The organism is Lentzea sp. NBRC 105346 (assembly GCF_030269605.1).
In the GTDB taxonomy this organism is placed as follows: Bacteria; Actinomycetota; Actinomycetes; order Mycobacteriales; family Pseudonocardiaceae; genus Lentzea.
In genome coordinates, this window is record NZ_BSTQ01000009.1 from 78,371 (window position 1) to 95,088 (window position 16,718).

14 protein-coding genes are annotated in these 16,718 nt (G+C 66.5%); 10 read left to right on the top strand and 4 right to left on the bottom strand.

The window, feature by feature from the left end; translation table 11 throughout:
- Positions 1-249: 249 nt before the first annotated feature.
- Positions 250-435 (bottom strand): hypothetical protein, encoded by a 186-nt coding sequence (locus QSK35_RS20295; RefSeq protein WP_285748437.1) that lies wholly within the window; start codon positions 433-435, stop codon positions 250-252.
- A gap of 403 nt (positions 436-838) precedes the next feature.
- Between QSK35_RS20295 and QSK35_RS20300 the strand changes: the two genes are divergently transcribed.
- From QSK35_RS20300 to QSK35_RS20325, 6 genes are all read left to right on the top strand, one after another.
- Complete coding sequence (locus QSK35_RS20300; protein ID WP_285748439.1) at positions 839-1,360, top strand: YbaB/EbfC family nucleoid-associated protein; 522 nt, start codon at positions 839-841, stop codon at positions 1,358-1,360.
- Positions 1,357-1,659 (top strand): hypothetical protein, encoded by a 303-nt coding sequence (locus tag QSK35_RS20305; RefSeq protein ID WP_285748441.1) that lies wholly within the window; start codon positions 1,357-1,359, stop codon positions 1,657-1,659. Before QSK35_RS20300 ends, QSK35_RS20305 begins: the two co-directional genes overlap by 4 nt.
- Positions 1,656-2,768 carry a hypothetical protein gene (locus tag QSK35_RS20310; protein WP_285748443.1) on the top strand — a complete coding sequence of 371 codons (1,113 nt, stop codon included), beginning with the start codon at positions 1,656-1,658 and terminating at the stop codon, positions 2,766-2,768. Before QSK35_RS20305 ends, QSK35_RS20310 begins: the two co-directional genes overlap by 4 nt.
- A complete protein-coding gene (locus QSK35_RS20315; RefSeq protein WP_285748445.1) occupies positions 2,765-3,709 on the top strand; it encodes a DUF6346 domain-containing protein in 945 nt (314 codons plus the stop codon). The genes QSK35_RS20310 and QSK35_RS20315 overlap by 4 nt, the downstream gene beginning before the upstream one ends.
- A gap of 292 nt (positions 3,710-4,001) precedes the next feature.
- Positions 4,002-6,254 carry a fibronectin type III domain-containing protein gene (locus tag QSK35_RS20320; RefSeq protein WP_285748447.1) on the top strand — a complete coding sequence of 751 codons (2,253 nt, stop codon included), beginning with the start codon at positions 4,002-4,004 and terminating at the stop codon, positions 6,252-6,254.
- 10 nt (positions 6,255-6,264) lie between these two features.
- Positions 6,265-6,720 carry a hypothetical protein gene (locus QSK35_RS20325; protein ID WP_285748449.1) on the top strand — a complete coding sequence of 152 codons (456 nt, stop codon included), beginning with the start codon at positions 6,265-6,267 and terminating at the stop codon, positions 6,718-6,720.
- On the opposite strand, the gene QSK35_RS20330 is transcribed toward QSK35_RS20325, so the two are convergent.
- Positions 6,684-7,682: a hypothetical protein gene (locus QSK35_RS20330; RefSeq protein WP_285748450.1), complete on the bottom strand. Its 999-nt coding sequence runs from the start codon at positions 7,680-7,682 to the stop codon at positions 6,684-6,686. The two genes, QSK35_RS20325 and QSK35_RS20330, sit on opposite strands and share 37 nt — an antisense overlap.
- Before the next feature lie 51 nt (positions 7,683-7,733).
- Between QSK35_RS20330 and QSK35_RS20335 the strand changes: the two genes are divergently transcribed.
- The gene (locus QSK35_RS20335) at positions 7,734-8,693 is read left to right on the top strand and encodes a plasmid pRiA4b ORF-3 family protein (RefSeq protein WP_285748451.1); all 960 of its coding nucleotides are present in this window, start codon (positions 7,734-7,736) and stop codon (positions 8,691-8,693) included.
- 20 nt (positions 8,694-8,713) lie between these two features.
- Positions 8,714-9,349: a hypothetical protein gene (locus QSK35_RS20340; protein WP_285748452.1), complete on the top strand. Its 636-nt coding sequence runs from the start codon at positions 8,714-8,716 to the stop codon at positions 9,347-9,349.
- Positions 9,350-9,756: 407 nt separating this feature from the next.
- On the opposite strand, the gene QSK35_RS20345 is transcribed toward QSK35_RS20340, so the two are convergent.
- Positions 9,757-12,735, bottom strand: a complete 2,979-nt coding sequence (locus QSK35_RS20345; RefSeq protein WP_285748453.1) for an AfsR/SARP family transcriptional regulator — start codon at positions 12,733-12,735, stop codon at positions 9,757-9,759.
- Between the two features lie 197 nt (positions 12,736-12,932).
- Here QSK35_RS20345 and QSK35_RS20350 point away from each other — a divergent pair, with 197 nt between their 5' ends.
- Together QSK35_RS20350 and QSK35_RS20355 are read left to right on the top strand one after the other, a co-directional pair.
- Entirely contained in the window at positions 12,933-14,123 is a 1,191-nt protein-coding gene (locus QSK35_RS20350; protein WP_285748454.1) for a CDP-glycerol glycerophosphotransferase family protein, read from the top strand.
- Positions 14,120-14,365 (top strand): hypothetical protein, encoded by a 246-nt coding sequence (locus QSK35_RS20355; RefSeq protein WP_285748456.1) that lies wholly within the window; start codon positions 14,120-14,122, stop codon positions 14,363-14,365. The genes QSK35_RS20350 and QSK35_RS20355 overlap by 4 nt, the downstream gene beginning before the upstream one ends.
- Here QSK35_RS20355 and QSK35_RS20360 read toward each other — a convergent pair.
- Entirely contained in the window at positions 14,294-16,423 is a 2,130-nt protein-coding gene (locus tag QSK35_RS20360; protein ID WP_285748457.1) for an ATP-binding protein, read from the bottom strand. The two genes, QSK35_RS20355 and QSK35_RS20360, sit on opposite strands and share 72 nt — an antisense overlap.
- Positions 16,424-16,718 lie beyond the last annotated feature (295 nt).

The window sequence follows — 16,718 nt, forward strand, 5'->3', positions numbered from 1 at the left end:
TAGCTGGCGCTATCGGGAGGAGCTATATCGCGCGTACTGGTCGCGCGTGGGCCCGGAAGTCGGTCACGATCGATTGGTCTGTTCGGGTCACATAGCGTGACTGTGTTCAGTCCATGCGGTAGAGAAGTCGCTTGCGCAGGAGGCGTCAGAGCAAGGTCTCGCCTTGCCGCGGTGGTTTATGGAAGACCGGCGGAACTGGGAGAACACCTTCCCGCTCGAGGTCGGCGACCGTGACCAGCGGACCTGAGATCACGTGTTCCAGCAGCGAGGCCTGTACGGGTTCCACACCAGCTTGTTGATCGGCAGGCGCAACCGATCCTCTATCCGGCCGTCGCCGCGCATCCGTGGTCCGAGCGATGACCCGTACTCGGCGATCGCGGCCGCGAATTCGTCGATGTTGGTCGTGGGGAGCGAGTGTGCCTTCAATGGCTTCATCGAGCGGCCTCCCGACTAGATCGACGTTCTTTCGAGACTCGTTGCGATCGGTTATGCAAGTCAAGCAATGGATGATGTAGATTGCTTTGCCACTCGAACGTCACAAAATTTCAACGATGTGATTAACTGGTATGGTTTAGTTGGGCGTCTTTTGTTGGTGTCTCGGTCAGTTTGATCAGGCAAAACCGTCACTCGTGTGGATCAGTTGTTCATCCATGTGCACGCATTCGATTTCTCGATATCGGCGCTGAATCGAGTGCTTGTCCGAAGAGTGCGGTGAGGCTCAACAGGGGTCTTGTCACCGAGTCCGCGTGCGAGGCCCCGAGTTGGTCATTCGGCCAGTATCGGATCGAACGGTCCGCTACCGTCTGGTGACGTTGGGTGAGAACGACCAGGGGGGCCGATGACCGATCCCGACCAGATCCTCAGCCAGTACGAGGGCAAGCTGGCCGAGGCGCAGCGCAAGAGTGATGCGATCCGCGAGAGCCTCGCGAACCTGCGCGTGACCGAGCGCAGTGCGGACGGGCAGATCACCGTCACGGTGAACGACGCGGGCAATCTCGTGGACCTGAAGCTCGGCAATGCGTTGCAGCGCAAGGACGGCGACACCGTCGGCCAGGAAGTGTTGCGCGTCGTGCAGGCCGCACAGAGTCGCGTCGCGACTGCAGTGCAGGAGGCCCTGTCACCGGTGTTGGGCGGTGACTCAGAGGCGATGCATTTCATGGTGGACAAGCTGCGCAGCGCACAGCCACCTCCTCCGCCGCAGTACGTTGCGGGCGGCGGTGGGTACGGCTCTGGCCAGCCCCGGCTCGGCTCGCTTGAGGACGATGCGCCGCCTCCACCTCCGCCGCCACGGGCTCGCCCGCCGCGACCACATCGGGGCGACGATGACGGTGACTTCAGCGACGAGGGCTTCCTGCGATGAACTACCGGATCAGTCCCGAGGAGATGGAAGCCCACTCGAAGAAGCTGAGCGACGTCGGTGACCGCGTCAACACGGCGTTGGGGGCCGGCGAGGCATCCTCACACCCGGAGGCATTCGGCCTGCTCGGCATCCCGTTGATGGGGATTTGCTCGGCCGCGCAGTTCATGGCGATGAATGTGCTCCGTGATGCGGCTGAGGCCGCGCTCGACCACGTGAAGCGGGTTGACGCCTGGCGCGAGGACGTCAAGAACAACGAGGAAACCCAGACCGCCGTGTTCGACGGGATGTACAACGAATGAGCTCGAATCCTCTCGTCCGCAAGGGCGAGGAAACAGCCGCTACCGAGGGCGCGGGGCTCTTCCACGATGCCACCGAAGCGGTGAAGGGTTTCTCGGAAGGCCATTGGGCCGAAGGCTTGCTCAACGCGGGCGGAGCGATCGCCGGCGTCGCCGGGTTCATGGTGGACCCGATCGCGGGCCTGATCAGCGCCGGCTTCGGCTGGCTGATCGAGCACGTCGACTTCCTGCGTGAGCCGCTCGACTGGCTCACCGGCGACCAGCAGACCCTCGACGGCATGTCGAAGACCTGGTCCTCGGTCTCCAGTTACATGGAGGAGACCGCCACCCTGCTCAAGGATGCGGTCCAGAGGGACACCGCGTCCTGGCAGGGTAAGGACTCTGAGAATTACCGGGAGTTCGGCGTCGAGCGTGCCGATGTCTACGGCACGGTGTCCACAGTCGCCCGCGGCATGTCGATGCTGATCACGCTGTGCAAGACGATCCTCAAGGTGGTCCGCGACATCGTGCGTGACCTCATCAGTGAGGCGGTTGCGAAGCTGATCAGCATTTGCATCCGCTGGGCGCCCGCGGTGGCCGCGTTCGGCGCGGGTGTGGCCGGCGCGATCGCCGAGGCGGTGCCGACCGCGATCAAGTACGCCAACAAAGCGCTGGACTGGTGTCGCAAGCTCACCAAGGCGTTCGGCAAAGCGGGAGGCTTGTTCAAACACCTCGACAGCCTCCTCGAACGGGCGCAGAAGTTCCTGACGAAGAGTGGCGACAACCTTGCCGCCACGTTCAAAGCTACTCAGGCCGCTGATGCTCGACGGGTTAACGACTATGTCAACCGTGGCGACACGGGTATTCCGTTCGGCATGATCGGCCGAGACGCGGTCAAGGAGGCCAAGCAGGTCGTCATCGATGGCACTACCGGTCTGCCCGGACAGTTCCTCCGCAAGGAAGGGCTTGAGTTCGGCAAGGAAGTCGCCAAGGGATTCGACCAGTGGCAGGAGTCCGGCTCGCCGTGGAAGACCTGGCGCGAACTGAAGCAGGAGGAGTTGCAGAAGGACGCTGAAAAGCGCGTTGAGGCTCAGCAAACCGAGGCACGACGCCGAGAGCGGGAGCAAAAGTGATCAAGCTCCTCCACAAGCTGATCGCCTTCCTGATCGTCCCCCTACTCGGGTACCTGGTCGGTGCGACGATCTTCATCCAGTTCTACGACGAGATCGAGACCGGTGATCTCGCCAACGCCGAGTACGTCGCGGTCGCGAGGAGTTGTGAGCGGCAGGGCCCGCTGACACTGCGCGGATTCGGCTACTGGTGGGAGTGTCGGGCAGACGTCACGAGGGTGGCCGAAAACGTCACCCGGACGATGAGCACTCGCGGGTTTCTCAGGCCCGAGCACATCGGGAAGAAGGTGGCCGTCAATACCACTCGTGCCGGCCGCGAGATCGTTCCGGAGGAGCGCCCGTACCAGGGGCTGGGAGGGTTTCTCCTCATCCCGTTCGGCATCCTGTGGCTCTTCGTGATCGCTTACGTGGCGAACCCGTTGCTGAGGAAGTACGTCCCGAAGCCGGGCGATCGAGTCGAGCCACCGGAACCGCAGCCGGAGGTCGAGGAGGAACCCAGTCGTGAGGTATTCGTCTGGGGCGGCCGCAAACGCTGGTTGAAGGGGCCGTGGCTGTGGCTCGTCATGACGTTCTCCGCTTTCGTCGCAGTGAACTTCGCGGAATCAGCGTTCAAGTGGCACAACGACATCAGTTTGATCATCTTCCTGACGTTTGCCTGTGTGCCGGTTCTGCTCATCGCCAACGGGTTGCGCCGTTTCGTTTTCGCCCCGGACATCGGGATCTCGCCGGAGGGGCTGGCCTGGGGCAAGAAGAAGCTGACCTGGTCCGAAGTGCAGTGGGTGCACCTGTCAGCGAAGAACGTGCTGTCGATCCAGCCGCACATCGGTGAAGTGGTGCGGATCGGCAGGTTCGGCGCCGAGCAAGCGACTCGTATACATGTGGCGATGGGGCATTTCAGCCGCGTTCCGTACACGCGTGAGGATGGCTCCGTACCGGTCACCTGAGCGTCATGGTGGGCCATAACTCGCAAGCCAGCACGGGTACCCGCCGCTTGGCCGATCGGCTACAGAAGGTTGACAGGCTGGACGCTGGACTCTAGACATCCGAGGTATGGCGGCTCCGGCGGTGATGCTTGCGGTGACTCTCGTGGTTGGCGGACTGATGCCCGTTGGGGCTGGCGGTCCAGCGACTATCTACGTTTCGCCTAGTGGGAACGACGCTGCACCGGGCACGAAGGCGCAGCCGGTGAAAACGTTGGTCAAAGCTCGTGACCTGGCGAGAACCCGCAGTGCTCCGATGACTGTGGAGATCGCTGGCGGCACCTACCGGCTGACGGCACCACTGGAGCTGGACGCGCGCGACCACGACGTCACGTACCAGGCGGCACCGGGGGAGCGGCCGCTGATCAGTGGCGGTGTGCGGGTCACCGGTTGGCGGAAGGACGGCGACCTGTGGTCGGCGCCCGCGCCGAAGCAGCTGAAGAACACGCGGCAGCTCTACGTCGACGGGGCGCGGGCGCAGCGGGCCAGGGGGCAGGTGGCGGTCACGGCTACCGCTACCGGGTACGAAGGTGATGTCCAGTGGCGCAACCCGAGTGACGTCGAGTTCGTGTACACCGGCGGCGACGGGTTGTGGGCCAACTGGTACGGGCTTGGGCCCTGGACCGAGGCGCGCTGTCCGGTGCAGAGCGTCGATCAACGGAAGATCACGATGGCGCAGCCGTGCTGGGACAACTCGACCAAGCGGCCGCTCGATCCGGATCATCCGACGCGGTCCATTCACGAGGTTGGGCCCGGTGACCTCCACGCCGGCCGGAAGCCCGCGTATGTGGAGAACGCGTTCGAGTTCCTGGACGAGCCAGGTGAGTGGTACTTCGATCGAAAGGCCCGAAGGATCTACTACCTGCCTCGGCCCGGTGAGGATCTCGCGAAGGCCGACGTCGAGGTGCCGGTGCTGGAAAAGCTGGTGAACGTCAACGGGAGTAAGAACCTCACGTTCGACGGACTGCGGTTCGCCTACGCCACGTGGTTGCGGCCCAGTAGCGGTGAAGGGTTGTCGGAGATTCAGGCGACCATCTCGCTCACCGGCGCGAAAGCGTATGACACACAAGGGTTGTGTCACCGCATCGCCGGCGGGACGTGTCCGTTCGGCGCGTGGACCAAGGGGCCCGGCAACGTGTCGGTTGAGCACGCCGACAAAGTGAGGTTCCTGAACGACGACTTCGTGCACCTTGGGGCGGCTGGGCTCGACCTCGGGCACGGCGCCAGCAACATCACGGTGCGGGACAGCGTCTTCACCGACATCTCGGGCAACGGGGTGCAGATCGGTGACGTCGACCAACCGGAACCGAAGGACCCCAAGGACATCACGCACCACATCGACGTGAACAACAACCACCTTTACGCGCTGCCGGTGGAGTTCCGCGGCGGGGTGGCGATCTTCAACGGGTACACGCAGCACACGACGATCGCGCACAACCAGATCGACCACACGGCGTACAGCGGCATCTCCACCGGGTGGGGTGGCTGGCTCGACAAGGTGAAGGAGCCCGGTCAGCCGAACATCAGCGGCGACAACAAGATCGCGGACAACCTCATCTTCGACCACATGCTCGTGCTGTCCGACGGGGCCGGGATCTACAACAACGGCGCGACCGGTGGTACCGAGATCAGCGGCAACGTCGTGCGCGACCAGCGCGGGCCTGGGCACGGGATCTACACCGACAACGGGTCGAGCAACATCACCATCAAGGGCAACGTCCTCGTCGGCAACGCGCACGACTGGGCCGGGCTGCGCAAGAACTACCGCGACAACGACGGCTCGTACTGGCCGATGAACATCGTCGACAACTACTGGCAGCAGGGCGATCCCGACAAGGCCGTCAAGGGTGCCACGATCAAGGGCAACCGCATCATCGCCACGATCAAGGACGCGCCGAAGTCCATTGTGGACAACGCTGGTGTGCAGCACAAGGAGGTGCTGAGCCGCGATATCGGCAAGCCGGGCGTCCCAGCGGCGATCGACCGGGTGTCGGCGTACGGCGGCGACGGGTTCGCCTACGTGGCGTGGACCAGGCCGGTGTACGACGGCGGGAGCGACATCACGTCGTACACGGTCGAGGTGGCGGGTAAGCGGCTCACCGTGACCGACATCGACAAGCTCGGGTACGTCAAGGTGCCCGGACTGACGAACGGCACCAGCTACGACGTGAAGGTCACGCCGAACAACGGGAAGGGCGCGGGCATTCCGGCGGTGACGTCCGTGAAGCCGGCCGCCAAGACCGTGACGGTGCCGGGGGCGCCGGAGAACGTGCACGTGAACTACGGCGACGGCAAGGCGACGGTCTACTTCTCGCCGCCCGCCAAGGACGGTGGCAGTCCGGTGATCGCCTACACGGTCACCGGGATCGACGGTCAGCAGGTGGTCGGGCGCAAGGTGTTGCTGCGGAAGAAGGACACCTTCGTGGTGATCAGCGGTGTCCCCAGCGGCACGAAGTTCACCGTCACGGCGACCAATGAGGCGGGGACCGGGCCGGGCGCGGCGGGGTAGATTCGCCCGCGTGGATGTCCTGGGCTGGCGCGGAACCCTCGTGCGGGGGTTCCGCGTGCTCGGCGTCCAGGTCGACGCGGTGGTGGAGATCGACGAGCAGGCGCACGCGCGGCGGGGCGAGCCGATGCTGGACCACGACACCCTCGCGATGTGGGAGTGGCCGGGCAGCGCTGCGCCCAGTGTGACGAAGCTGGTCGGCGTGCTGAGCCGGGAACCCGACTGGCGCAAGGGACTCAGGGCCGTGGGCCGGATGCGCGGCTTCTGCGCCGGGGCGATCGTCGGCCGGGACGACGAGGCGTGCCGGTTGGAGTGCGCGTACTTCGGGGTGAGCATCCTCGACGCCGACGGCGAGCTGATCCAAGCCGGTAGTGCCGAGAGGGCACCGCGGGCGCGACGCAGGACGCTCGACCGGTGGGTCGAGGAGCTGGCCTACGGCAGGTTGATCGACGACGGGGTGCTCGCGTAGCGCCACGCGTTGAGGAACGGCGGCGTGCGCCAGTCAGGGAGCTCGGCCTGGATCTCGGTGTGCAGGGCCGCGGCCATGTTGCAACGCTCCCGCCACGCCAGCGCCCGCTCCGGCACGCTGAGCAGCTGATCGCGCAGCAATCCCATGAGTTCAAGGGAATGCCGGAACGCGACGGAGGGTGCCGTGGCCAGCCAGTCGAGGGTGCGGCCGTTGCACGTCGTGCACTCGCACTCCCACAGGTGGCTGAGATCCGGCGTCAGCTGGACGGCGGCGGCCAGCTTGTCCACCGACACGTAGCTCAGGAAGTGCGGCGAGAAGGCGGCCACGGCCGGTCGGTGGAACCCGCCGCCGGTGGACACCGGGTAGATGTGGCGCAACCCCGTCGTGGTGCCGACCGCGGCGGCCATGGCGCCGTGGCACAGCGCGCCGAGGGCGGAGACATCGGACCGCAGCAGGACGACCGGGACGCCCACCGACAACAGTTCGAGCAGGCCGGTCACGACCGCGCGGACGCCCAGCGGGTCAGCGGCATGTTCCAACGCGACCGCGATCGGGACCTCGGCGAACGCCACCTCGTGGAGCAGGATCTCCCGGTCCTGCTGGACTTTCAGCCAGTCGGCGTGCAGCGGCAGCGTCGCGATGAAGCCCGGACCCAGCCGCATCGTGCGGTGCAGGATCGTTTGCAGGCCGCGGATGTCGAGTTTGGCTACGTAACCCGAATCGGTGAGAACTCGGCCTTGCTGGCACAGCAGCCATGTCCGGTCGAACGCCGCGCGCGCCGGTTTGCGGTGGTTGCCGGCGTACAGCTGGGCGTCGCACAACACCGGCCGCTCGTAGCCGCGTGCCCGTAGTTCCTGGGCTTTCGTGACCGCGCGGGGTCCCGAGATGACGAGTCCGCCCGCCAGCTCCGCGGCCTGGTCCGCGTCCTTGACCGTGCACTGGACCAGCAGTGTGCCGTCCACAAGAACCAGGCTAACGAGCGCGCCGGGCACCCGTACGGTTTGATGTCGGCCGTGCGTGCCCAGGACTGCACAGTTTTCGACCGCGTCCGCCTGCTCGCCGGCTGGGTCGGGGCGGGCAGAGCGGTGACCGCTCGTGCGGTCCTGCGGCCCGCGGACGTGCCCCAGGCCGCGGACGCCCTCGGGATCGGCGTGCCGATGCGGATCCGCAGTGCCGCCGAACTGCCCGAGCTGCACGCGCCGTGGACCGCCGCGCTCGCGCTGGGCGTCATCCGGATTCGCGAGGGCAGGGCGACCCGCGGCTTCGACGCCGAGCTCGACGAGCGCGACTGGCTCGTTGCACTCGCGGCCGTCGCGGGCGACCTCCTCGACGACGAGGAAGGCGACGACGCCACGAGGATCTGCCGGCGGACACTCCACGAGCTGGACGACGGGGCGCCGGCGTGCCGGTTCGACCCCGCGTTGCTCGATCTTCTGCACGACTTCGGCGCGATCGACGAGGAAGCCCGGCTCACGTCGCTGGGCACCGTGGCCGCCGAGCACTTAATGCCATACCACGCGGTGGATCTCGTGCCCGCGCACCGGATCTGCCTGCTGCGCATCACCCTGCGGTATGTGCGGCCGAGCTGCTGGCGGAAGATCCTGGTGCCCGCGACGTTCACGCTCGGGTACGTGCACCAGATCGTCCAGGTCGCGATGTCGTGGGACGAGGACGCCCCGCACGTGTTCACCGTGGGGCGCAGGCAGTTCGACGCCACCGGCCACGACGACATCTCCATCGGCGAGGCGTTCACCGTGGCGCGGCGGACCGTGGTCTACGACTTCGGTGCCGAGTACCGGCACGAGATCACGCTCGAACGGGTCGAGGAGGCGGTGCCGGGGCAGCAGTACCCGTACTGCGTCGCCAGCGCGTCGCCGTGCGACCTCGACGACGTGAACCGCGAGCTCGCCTGGCTGACACCGAAGCCTGAATTGGAGATCAACCTCGGCGTGGCGTTGCGCCGTTCGGGCTAACGCGTGTCAGCCTCCCGCGCGTGCGGACCAGGTTGACGCCGATCCAGCAGGCGGTGGTGGACACCGGCCGCTCGCTCCCTCAGCTCAAGGACCCGCTGGAGGTCGAGCTGACCATCAGCGCGTGCCTGAACAAGCTCGCCGCCGACGAGCAGCTGTGGGACGCCGTCGTGCGGCACCTCGCGACCGTGCCCAGCCGGCGCAGCCAGGCGCTGCTGCGGGCGCTGCAGGGACTGTTGCCCGGCCGGCCCAGTGAGTGGGCCGCGCACGCGGCCGACACGGCCGGCGCCAACGAGCCGCCATGGGACCTCGGGAAGCTGACCTTTGGAGAGTGCTGGATCGGCGACCGGTCTGTCGAGGCCGGGTACCTCGTCCTGTTCACGACCTACGCCTACGACGAGCCGCACGCCATGGTGTTCATGATCGACGAGATCAGCGGCAGCATCGTCCGGCACGCCTTCCTCACCCGTGAGGTCGAGGACACGCGGGTCCGGTTGGCCGAACAGGTGCAGCTGCACTCGATCAGTGCCGAGGCGGCGCACTGGCTGCTCGGCAGGAGCTACGACCGCTTCGAGAGGCGGCCTGGCCTGGGTGTCAGCGTCGACGTGCACCACACCCGGCTGGTCGCGAGGCGGCGGATCGGCCTCGCGTTGCGCTGACGCCGGGCGACCATGGCGAAGTGGTCACCCGGCGTCGTTCATGGCGCCCGTTCGACGTTCAGATTCGAACTATTTCGAATCGGTGAGCGGCGCAGGTTTTTGTTAAGTTTGTTTACGTTCGCCATTTCCCCAGCTCCCCCGTGAGCCGTGCTTTGTCAAGCCTTGCTTGCGTCCCTCGTGATGGTGTAGGAGGTCGCCTCCTGCTCGTGTGAGTCGACCGAATTGATGAGCCCGCCCCAAAGCGCTGTCACGGCGAGCATCACCGCAAGAGTGAGCTTATTCGTCATGGCGTGGCACGGTACCCCACTCGGTGGTGGAGCCCTTCTAAGGGGGAGGGGTTGTCCTCGCCTGTGTATGTACATCCGACGCGAATGAGGTTTGCGTCATTCGATCGAGTGAAGGTTCAATCAAGTCTGATCACGCACAGGTAGATCCGGCGCGCTCCGCGCAATCGTTCCGTCGGTTCGAGGGCCGGGAATTTCCTGATGGGATGCGCCGTGGTCATGGAGGTGGATGAGCAGCACATCGTTCTCGTGGGCCCCGGAGGCGCGCAGCTCGGCAACTGCCTGCTGCCAGCAGCGATCCGCCGCCGCCGGATCGTTCTGGACGGCGAACGTGTGGCCGAGCACGTGCAGGCCGCGGGACCGCTTGTGGGGATCGCGGCAAAGCCGCGCCGATTTCTCCGCCGCCTCGGCCGCCTCGGTGAACGAGCCCAGGTCGAACAGGGTCTCGGCCATTATCAGCAGCGCATCGCCCATCCCGGCCTTGTCGCCGCTGTGGCTGTGGGCTTCGAGTGCGTTTCGCGCGCACTCCAGCGCTTTCGCGCTCTGCCCGTGCTCGTGGTTGATCCGCGCCAGCTCCGTGAGCGTATTTCCTTGACCTCGATGATCGCCGACCTGTTTGCGCATCTCGAGGGCCTGAGCGTGGTACTGGAGTGCGATGTCGTCCCGTTCCAGCCGGTGATGCGCATTGGCGATCTGGTCCAGCGTGTACGCCTCGATGCTGCGGTCGTTCATTCTTTTTAACAGTTCCAGAACCTGTTCGTATACCTCGATGGCAATGCGTGCCTGCCCGATCCGGAGGTGCACGCTCGCCAGGTTGTGCCGGCACACGGCGCTGAGTTCCAGGTGTCCCATCTCGTCGGCCAGCGCCGCTCCCGCGCGGAGGCTTTGCTCCGCGTCGTCGAACCGGCCGAGCCAGTGCTGGACGACTCCGATGTTGTTCAACGTGCCGCACTGGGCTTCCCGGTCGCCCAGCGAGCGGGCCGACCGCAGGGCGATCTCGTGGCTGGACAGGAGATCCGGGTAGTAGCCCAGCCGGTCGAAAGCCTCGTGCATGTTCGCCGAGATCCGCCAGGCGTGGTCGTGGAAGTCGTTCTCGGCGGCGCGGGAGACGGCTGCGGCGAGATTCGGCTGCTCCAGTTCGAACCACTCGAGAGCCTCTTCTAACGTCGCGAACTCCCTCGCGTGCACCGACGAGATGCCGCTCAACGCGGGAACCTGGGTTCGGTCCGGGGTGACGCGGAACGCCGCGTTGGCCGCCGACTTCAGGTACCAGTCGAGCAAACGGCGCAGAGCGGACTCCCGGTCGTGCTCGTTTTCCTTGCGCTGCGCCAGATCCACGGCGTAGTCGTGCAGGAGATCGTGCAGCCGGTAGCGGCTGGATGAGCTCTGCCGGACCAGATTCGCCTTCGCGAGCACGCGCAGATGGTCGGCGCCCCCGCGGTAGTCCTCGCCGAGCGCTGCGCACGCGGCTATCACGTCGAACTCGGCCCCCGGATGCAGGCCCAGCAGGCGGAAGGCCCGCACGGTGGCCGGCGGCAGGGCCTGCAACGACCACGAGAACACCCCGGACAAGGTCGCGCCTTCGTCGTCGCTGTGGGGCGCGTCGAGCGCGTCGAGGCCGCGTTGCCGGAACTCTTCGGCGAGTTCCGTCAGCGGGGTGTAGGGCCGTTCGACGACGTGTTGCGCGATGATCTTGAGTCCGAGTGGCAGACCCGCCGCGATCCGGGTCAGGGCGGCGAGCCCGCCGGCCTCGTCGTTTCGTCCCGTGCCCAGAAGTTCGGCCTGCAGCAGAGCGATCGACTCGGGGGCGGTCATCGGGTCGACCCTGAGCGTTTGCACGCCCTCGCGGATGGTGAGTCCCGCGAGCTGGCTCCTGGCGGTCACCAGACAGCAGCAGCCCGCGGTCGCGGCAAGCACGGGGCGCACCTGTGCGGTCTCCCGGACATTGTCGAGAATGAGCAGAATCTTCTTGTCTCGCAATAACTTGTGCAGTCGCACCCGCTGCTCGTCGATCGTCGGCTGCGGCACCGCGGCGAGCCGCACCCCCAGCGACGCCAGCAAGATGGCGATGGCGTCCTCCGCCGCCATGGGCTTCTCCGGTCCGAAACCGCGAAGATCGAGGAAGAGCTGACCGTCCGGGAAGCGCTTCTTCCGGAAATGTGCCCATCGGGTGGCGAGACTCGTTTTACCCGCGCCGGGCATTCCATGTAACAGGACCACTTGCCCGCGCGCCGTGTCGAGTAGTGCGTCGAGCTGGGCGAGCAGCTCCTTGCGGCCGGTGAAGTTGTGGACATCCCGCTGCTGCAGCTCGGGCGGCTCGAAATCGGCCTTGGCGACGACTCCGGTGCCCGCCTGCTTGCGCAGTATGGCTTGGTAAAGCGTGCGCATTTCCGGCCCCGGCTCGGCGCCGAGCTCCTGGTCGAGAAGAGCGCAGAAGTCCTCGTAGACCTCAAGGGCTTTCGGGTACTTTCCCACTCCGTCGAGCGACTCCATGTACTGGCGGACGAACGTCTCCTCGGTAGCGTGCTCCTCCGTCAATCGGCCAACCGCGCTCATTACCTCGTGATATTCGCCGAGCTGGAGCTGACTGTCGAACAACAGGTAGTAGGCGGGAAGGCGATCGAATTGCTCCATTTGTGCACGACAGTGGTCCGACCAGGTTCCCTGCACGTCGTCGAGGGGTGTGCCCTGCCATAATGCCAGCGCTTCTTGAAGCAGCGTTTTGGCCAGGAAGTAGTCGTCCGCCTGCGACGCGTGCCTCGCGGTCGTCACGAGATGGCGGAAGCGGTGCAGGTCAACGAGCATCGGGTCCAGCTGCAGGCGGTAGGAGCCCCCCTCTTTGACCAGGTCGGCTTCGGTTCCGGCATCGGTGAGCGCCTTGCGTATCTTGCTGATGATGGGTTGAAGCCGCCCTCGTACGGTATTGAAGGTTTCTCCGCGCCAGAGTTCGCTGACGATCAGTTCAATCGATACCGGGCGGCCGACGTCGTGTAACAGCAAAGTGAGAACGCCACGTTGCTTCGCAGTGCCGAGATGGATGTCGGCACCGTCGATCAACAGGCGAGTCCGCCCCAAGATCTTGAATTCCACCACCAGCGTCACACCCTTCGCTGGTCCTCCCCGTCCACAGGCGTTCCAGTGTGCACCTTACGAACGCAATTCCCGGAGAGAACTGTTCGCAATTGCTCCATTCGGTGAGTGGTGAGGGTGCTTGCGGAGGGGAGCAAGCCGGTGGCAAGTCCACCGCAAACAACGTTCCCATCCTTTGCTCATCGGGCAGTCGAGCAAGGGGGACGTTCATGACGAAGGCGGAGTGGTTGCAGGTGCCGGTCGGGCTGGACGCGCCGCGGTGGGTGACGCGACCCGGCCTGCTCACCGTGCTGGTGGTCGTGCACACGGTCACCAGTGGTCAGCGCCTGCTGGAGGCGATCGAGCTCGTCGAGCGCGACGCCAGGGTTCAGGTCGTCTACACCAGGGCTCCGGACGTGTTCGCCAACGGTGTCGACGACTTCCTCGACGCGACCAAAGGCGTTGTCCTGTCATGGGAACAGGCGATCCGGGAGCGGTTCGACCTGGCCGTCGCGGCCGCTTACGGCGGACTGCCGCAACTCCACGCGCCGTTGGTCGTGATGCCGCACGGGGCGGGGTACGGCAAGACCAGCGGGGACGGCGCGGTCGTCTACGGCCTCGACGCGCAACGGCTGACGCACAACGGAAAGCTGCTCGCCGAGGCAGTTGTTCTGTCGCACGAGCACCAGCTGGACGTGTTGCGCGCGCAGTGTCCGTCAGCGGTCGATGCCGCTGTCGTCGCTGGAGACCCTTGCTACGACCGGATGATCGCCAGCCTGCCGCACCGCGATCGATACCGGGCCGACCTCGGTGTGGGCCCCGGTGAGAACCTCGTGGTGGTGAGTTCGACCTGGGGGACGCAGTCCTTGTTCGCGCGCTTCGCGGACCTCGTCCCGCGGCTGCTCGACGAGTTGCCGTCGCGGCACTGCGTGGCCGCACTGATGCATCCGGCTGTGTGGTTCGGGCACGGCGAGCGCCAGGTCAGGGCGTGGCTCGCCGACAGCGCCGACGCGGGTCTCAAGGTGATCGGCCCGCATGTCGACTGGCGGGCGGTCCTCGTCGCCGCCGACCACGTCGTGGCCGATCACGGCTCGGTAGGTGTCTACGCCGCGGCGATCGGCCGGCCCGTGCTGCTGGCCGAGCCGGCTCCGCACGCGGTGACCTCGGGCGGGTCGGCGCAGGACGTGTTGCGCCGCAACGCGGTCACCTGTCGGATGGACCGGCCGTTGCGCGGTCAGCTGGAGGAGGCGCACGACCGCGCCGAGGATCTGCGCGACCTGGTCGCGGGTCTTCTCACGTCGTGTCCCGGACGTTCGACCGCCCTGATCCGGGAGGCCATGTACCGGCTGCTGGGCCTTTCCGTCCCTGGGAAGCATCGCGCCCCCGAGCCGGTGACCATCACCGCGGAGGTGGACCGATGATCGTGCACTGGGAGGATCCCGTCGCCGCGTGCTGCACGCCGGACCAGGTGCGCGATTCTGTGGCCATGTCGCTGCAGGCCTGGGTCACGGCCGGCCTCAACCTGAACCTGCTGGTGCGACACGGTTTGCCGGTGTGGTGCGCGGAGCACCGGGCGGCCGGGTCGCGCACTTCATGTGGGCGGCTGCGGGTCAGCGCCGACGAGGTTGTCGAGCAGGTCGGACACGGCTCGCGCCCTGGGTGACCCGAGCGAGGTGAACAGGTGGGCGGCCGCGCGCAGGTGTTCCACCGCCTCGGTGTCGTCACCGCGGTTCCGGGCGACCAGGGCGAGCACCTCGTGCGAACGGGCGGCACCTTCGGGCGAACCGAGCTCACGCATCAACCCGAGCGTTTCCCCGGCGATGTCGTCCGCACGATCGAACTCCCGCGCGCGGCAGTGCACTTCCGCCTGTGTCACCAGCACTCTGGCTCGGTTGTACGGATCAGGCTCCGGCAGTGCGTCGAATATGGCCAGCGCACGCGCCAAGCTGGTCTGTGCCTCGGTGAACTGGCCGACGTGGCTCATCGCGGTGCCGAGGTGGATGAGGCTCAACCCCAGGCTCCGGTGTGCGCCCAGCATCTGGTTGGCGTCCACCAGCGCCGAGAACTCCGTGACCGCTTCGGCGGTCCGGCCGGTTTCCGCGTACAACAACGCCAGCGCTTCGCGCGCGTCGGCGGCACCTCGCTGGTCGCCGTTGGCGGTGGCGAGCTCCATGGAAGCCCGGAGGTGCTGTTCGGCCTCGTGGTGCAGGCCGAGCGTCGTGCTGACCCGGCCGAGCCGCTTGAGCATGTCCGCCTCGGCGAACCGGTTTCCCCAACGCCGGGCGGCGTCGACACCGCGCTGGTCGATGGCCAGTCGGTCACGATAGTGCTTGCGGTGCAACAACAACGGCCACATCACGTCCGACAGGTGCCAGGTCAGCTCGGCCCACCCCGATGCCATCGCGGCCTGCCCGGCCGCGATGAGGTTCGCGCGTTCCAGCTCGAGCCAGGCCAGCGCGTCCTCACGGGAGTCGAACCGGGGGAGTTCCGCGGGGGCGCTGTGAAACGCGTAGTCGAGCCGCCGCCGATGTGGCGTCACGATCCGGTCGGCGGCCATGGCACCGGCCAGGTACCACTCGAGCACATGCCTGAGCGGTGCCTCGCGGTCCTCGATCTGTTGTCGTGCGTGCAGTTTCACGAGGTCGTGGTACCGATAGCGGTCTTCGGCCACCTCCTCCAGCAGACTGTTGTCGATCAGCTGATCCAGCACTCGGCGTGCACCCGCGAGGCCGCATCCCAGCACCGAGGCGGCCACCGCGGGGCCGAACGTCTGACCGGGGTGCAGCGCGAGCGTTCGATAGGCCGTCGCGACGTGGTGGTCGAGCGCGCGATAGGAAAGGTCGAAGGTCGTCTGGATCGACAGTTCCGTGGACGGCGACAGCGTCGCGAGCCGGAACTGCTCGTCGGCGAGTTCGCTGACGACTCGGCGTACCGGCCACTTCGGGTGTGAGGCGAGCCGTGCGGCCGCCATGCGCACGGCGATCGGCAGCCCGCCGCACAGCCCGGCCAGAGCTTCGGCGCCGTCGGGCTCCGCACCGATCCGGTCATCGCCCACCGCCTTCGCCAGCAGTGCGACCGCCGATGACGCCACCAGTGGGCGGATGTCGAGCAGGCGAGCGCCGTCCGCGAACAGTCCGGTCAGGCGCGTGCGGCTGGTGACGACCACGGCACTGGTCGACGAGTTCGGCAGCAGCGGGCGGACCTGCAGCGCGTCGGAGGCGTTGTCGAGCAACAGGATCAGCGACCTCCGGGCGGTGAGCGAGCGGTACAGCGCCGCCTGCTCGGCGAGATCGACCGGAACGTGCTGAGGTGCCAGCCCGAGCCCGCGGAGGAACAGTCCCAGCGCCTCCTGGGGGCTCATCGGCGGCTCGCCGCCGAACCCGCCGAGGTCCACGTACATCTGCCCGTCGGGATATCGGTCGTGGACCCGGTGCGCCCACTGCATCGCCAGCGCCGTCTTGCCGACTCCGCCCGGACCGGTGAGCACCGCGAGCATCCGTTCGCCCGAACGGGCCAGCTCGTCGAGCTCCGCGAGCTCCGACTCACGATCGGTGAAGTGCGCGGGTGCGGGCAGCAGCTGCCTCGGGACCGGGGCCTGGGGAATCCCGGTGTGGAAATGGATGTCGCCATGAACCGCACCGGCCTGGACGACGCCGCCGTGGATCGTGCCGGCCATCTCGTTGCGGACCTCGCCGGGCGTGCTCGAGTCCCCCGCGTCCATGGCACACCCCCGCCGTGCGCTCGCAGCTGCGTAAACATGACAAACGTACGGTAAGGACGCTCTCCATCAGTGCGGTTCGGAGTCGAAACCACCCGTGATGCCTAGGCCGCCGCGGGATCCGGCCAGGTCCGTGACGGGGAGTCACCCCCTTGTGGGTGATCACCGGTCGACGGACCTATTGCGACAATCCGTAACGTATGTGCGAACCGCCTTGTGGTGATTCGGCGAACTGTGCACTTTGGCTGTAGCTCGAACGTGTTTGTTTGGTTACTGTCCGATATGTCGATCACAGGCG

What these genes read in the sequence shown, in the direction of transcription:
- QSK35_RS20350 (WP_285748454.1), top strand. Translation starts at nt 12,933, where the DNA reads ATGACGAAGGCGGAGTGGTTGCAGGTGCCGGTCGGGCTGGACGCGCCG.
- QSK35_RS20355 (WP_285748456.1), top strand. Translation starts at nt 14,120, where the DNA reads ATGATCGTGCACTGGGAGGATCCCGTCGCCGCGTGCTGCACGCCGGAC.
- QSK35_RS20360 (WP_285748457.1), bottom strand. Translation starts at nt 16,423, where the DNA reads ATGGACGCGGGGGACTCGAGCACGCCCGGCGAGGTCCGCAACGAGATG.
- QSK35_RS20305 (WP_285748441.1), top strand. Translation starts at nt 1,357, where the DNA reads ATGAACTACCGGATCAGTCCCGAGGAGATGGAAGCCCACTCGAAGAAG.
- QSK35_RS20295 (WP_285748437.1), bottom strand. Translation starts at nt 435, where the DNA reads ATGAAGCCATTGAAGGCACACTCGCTCCCCACGACCAACATCGACGAA.
- QSK35_RS20310 (WP_285748443.1), top strand. Translation starts at nt 1,656, where the DNA reads ATGAGCTCGAATCCTCTCGTCCGCAAGGGCGAGGAAACAGCCGCTACC.
- QSK35_RS20320 (WP_285748447.1), top strand. Translation starts at nt 4,002, where the DNA reads ATGACTGTGGAGATCGCTGGCGGCACCTACCGGCTGACGGCACCACTG.
- QSK35_RS20300 (WP_285748439.1), top strand. Translation starts at nt 839, where the DNA reads ATGACCGATCCCGACCAGATCCTCAGCCAGTACGAGGGCAAGCTGGCC.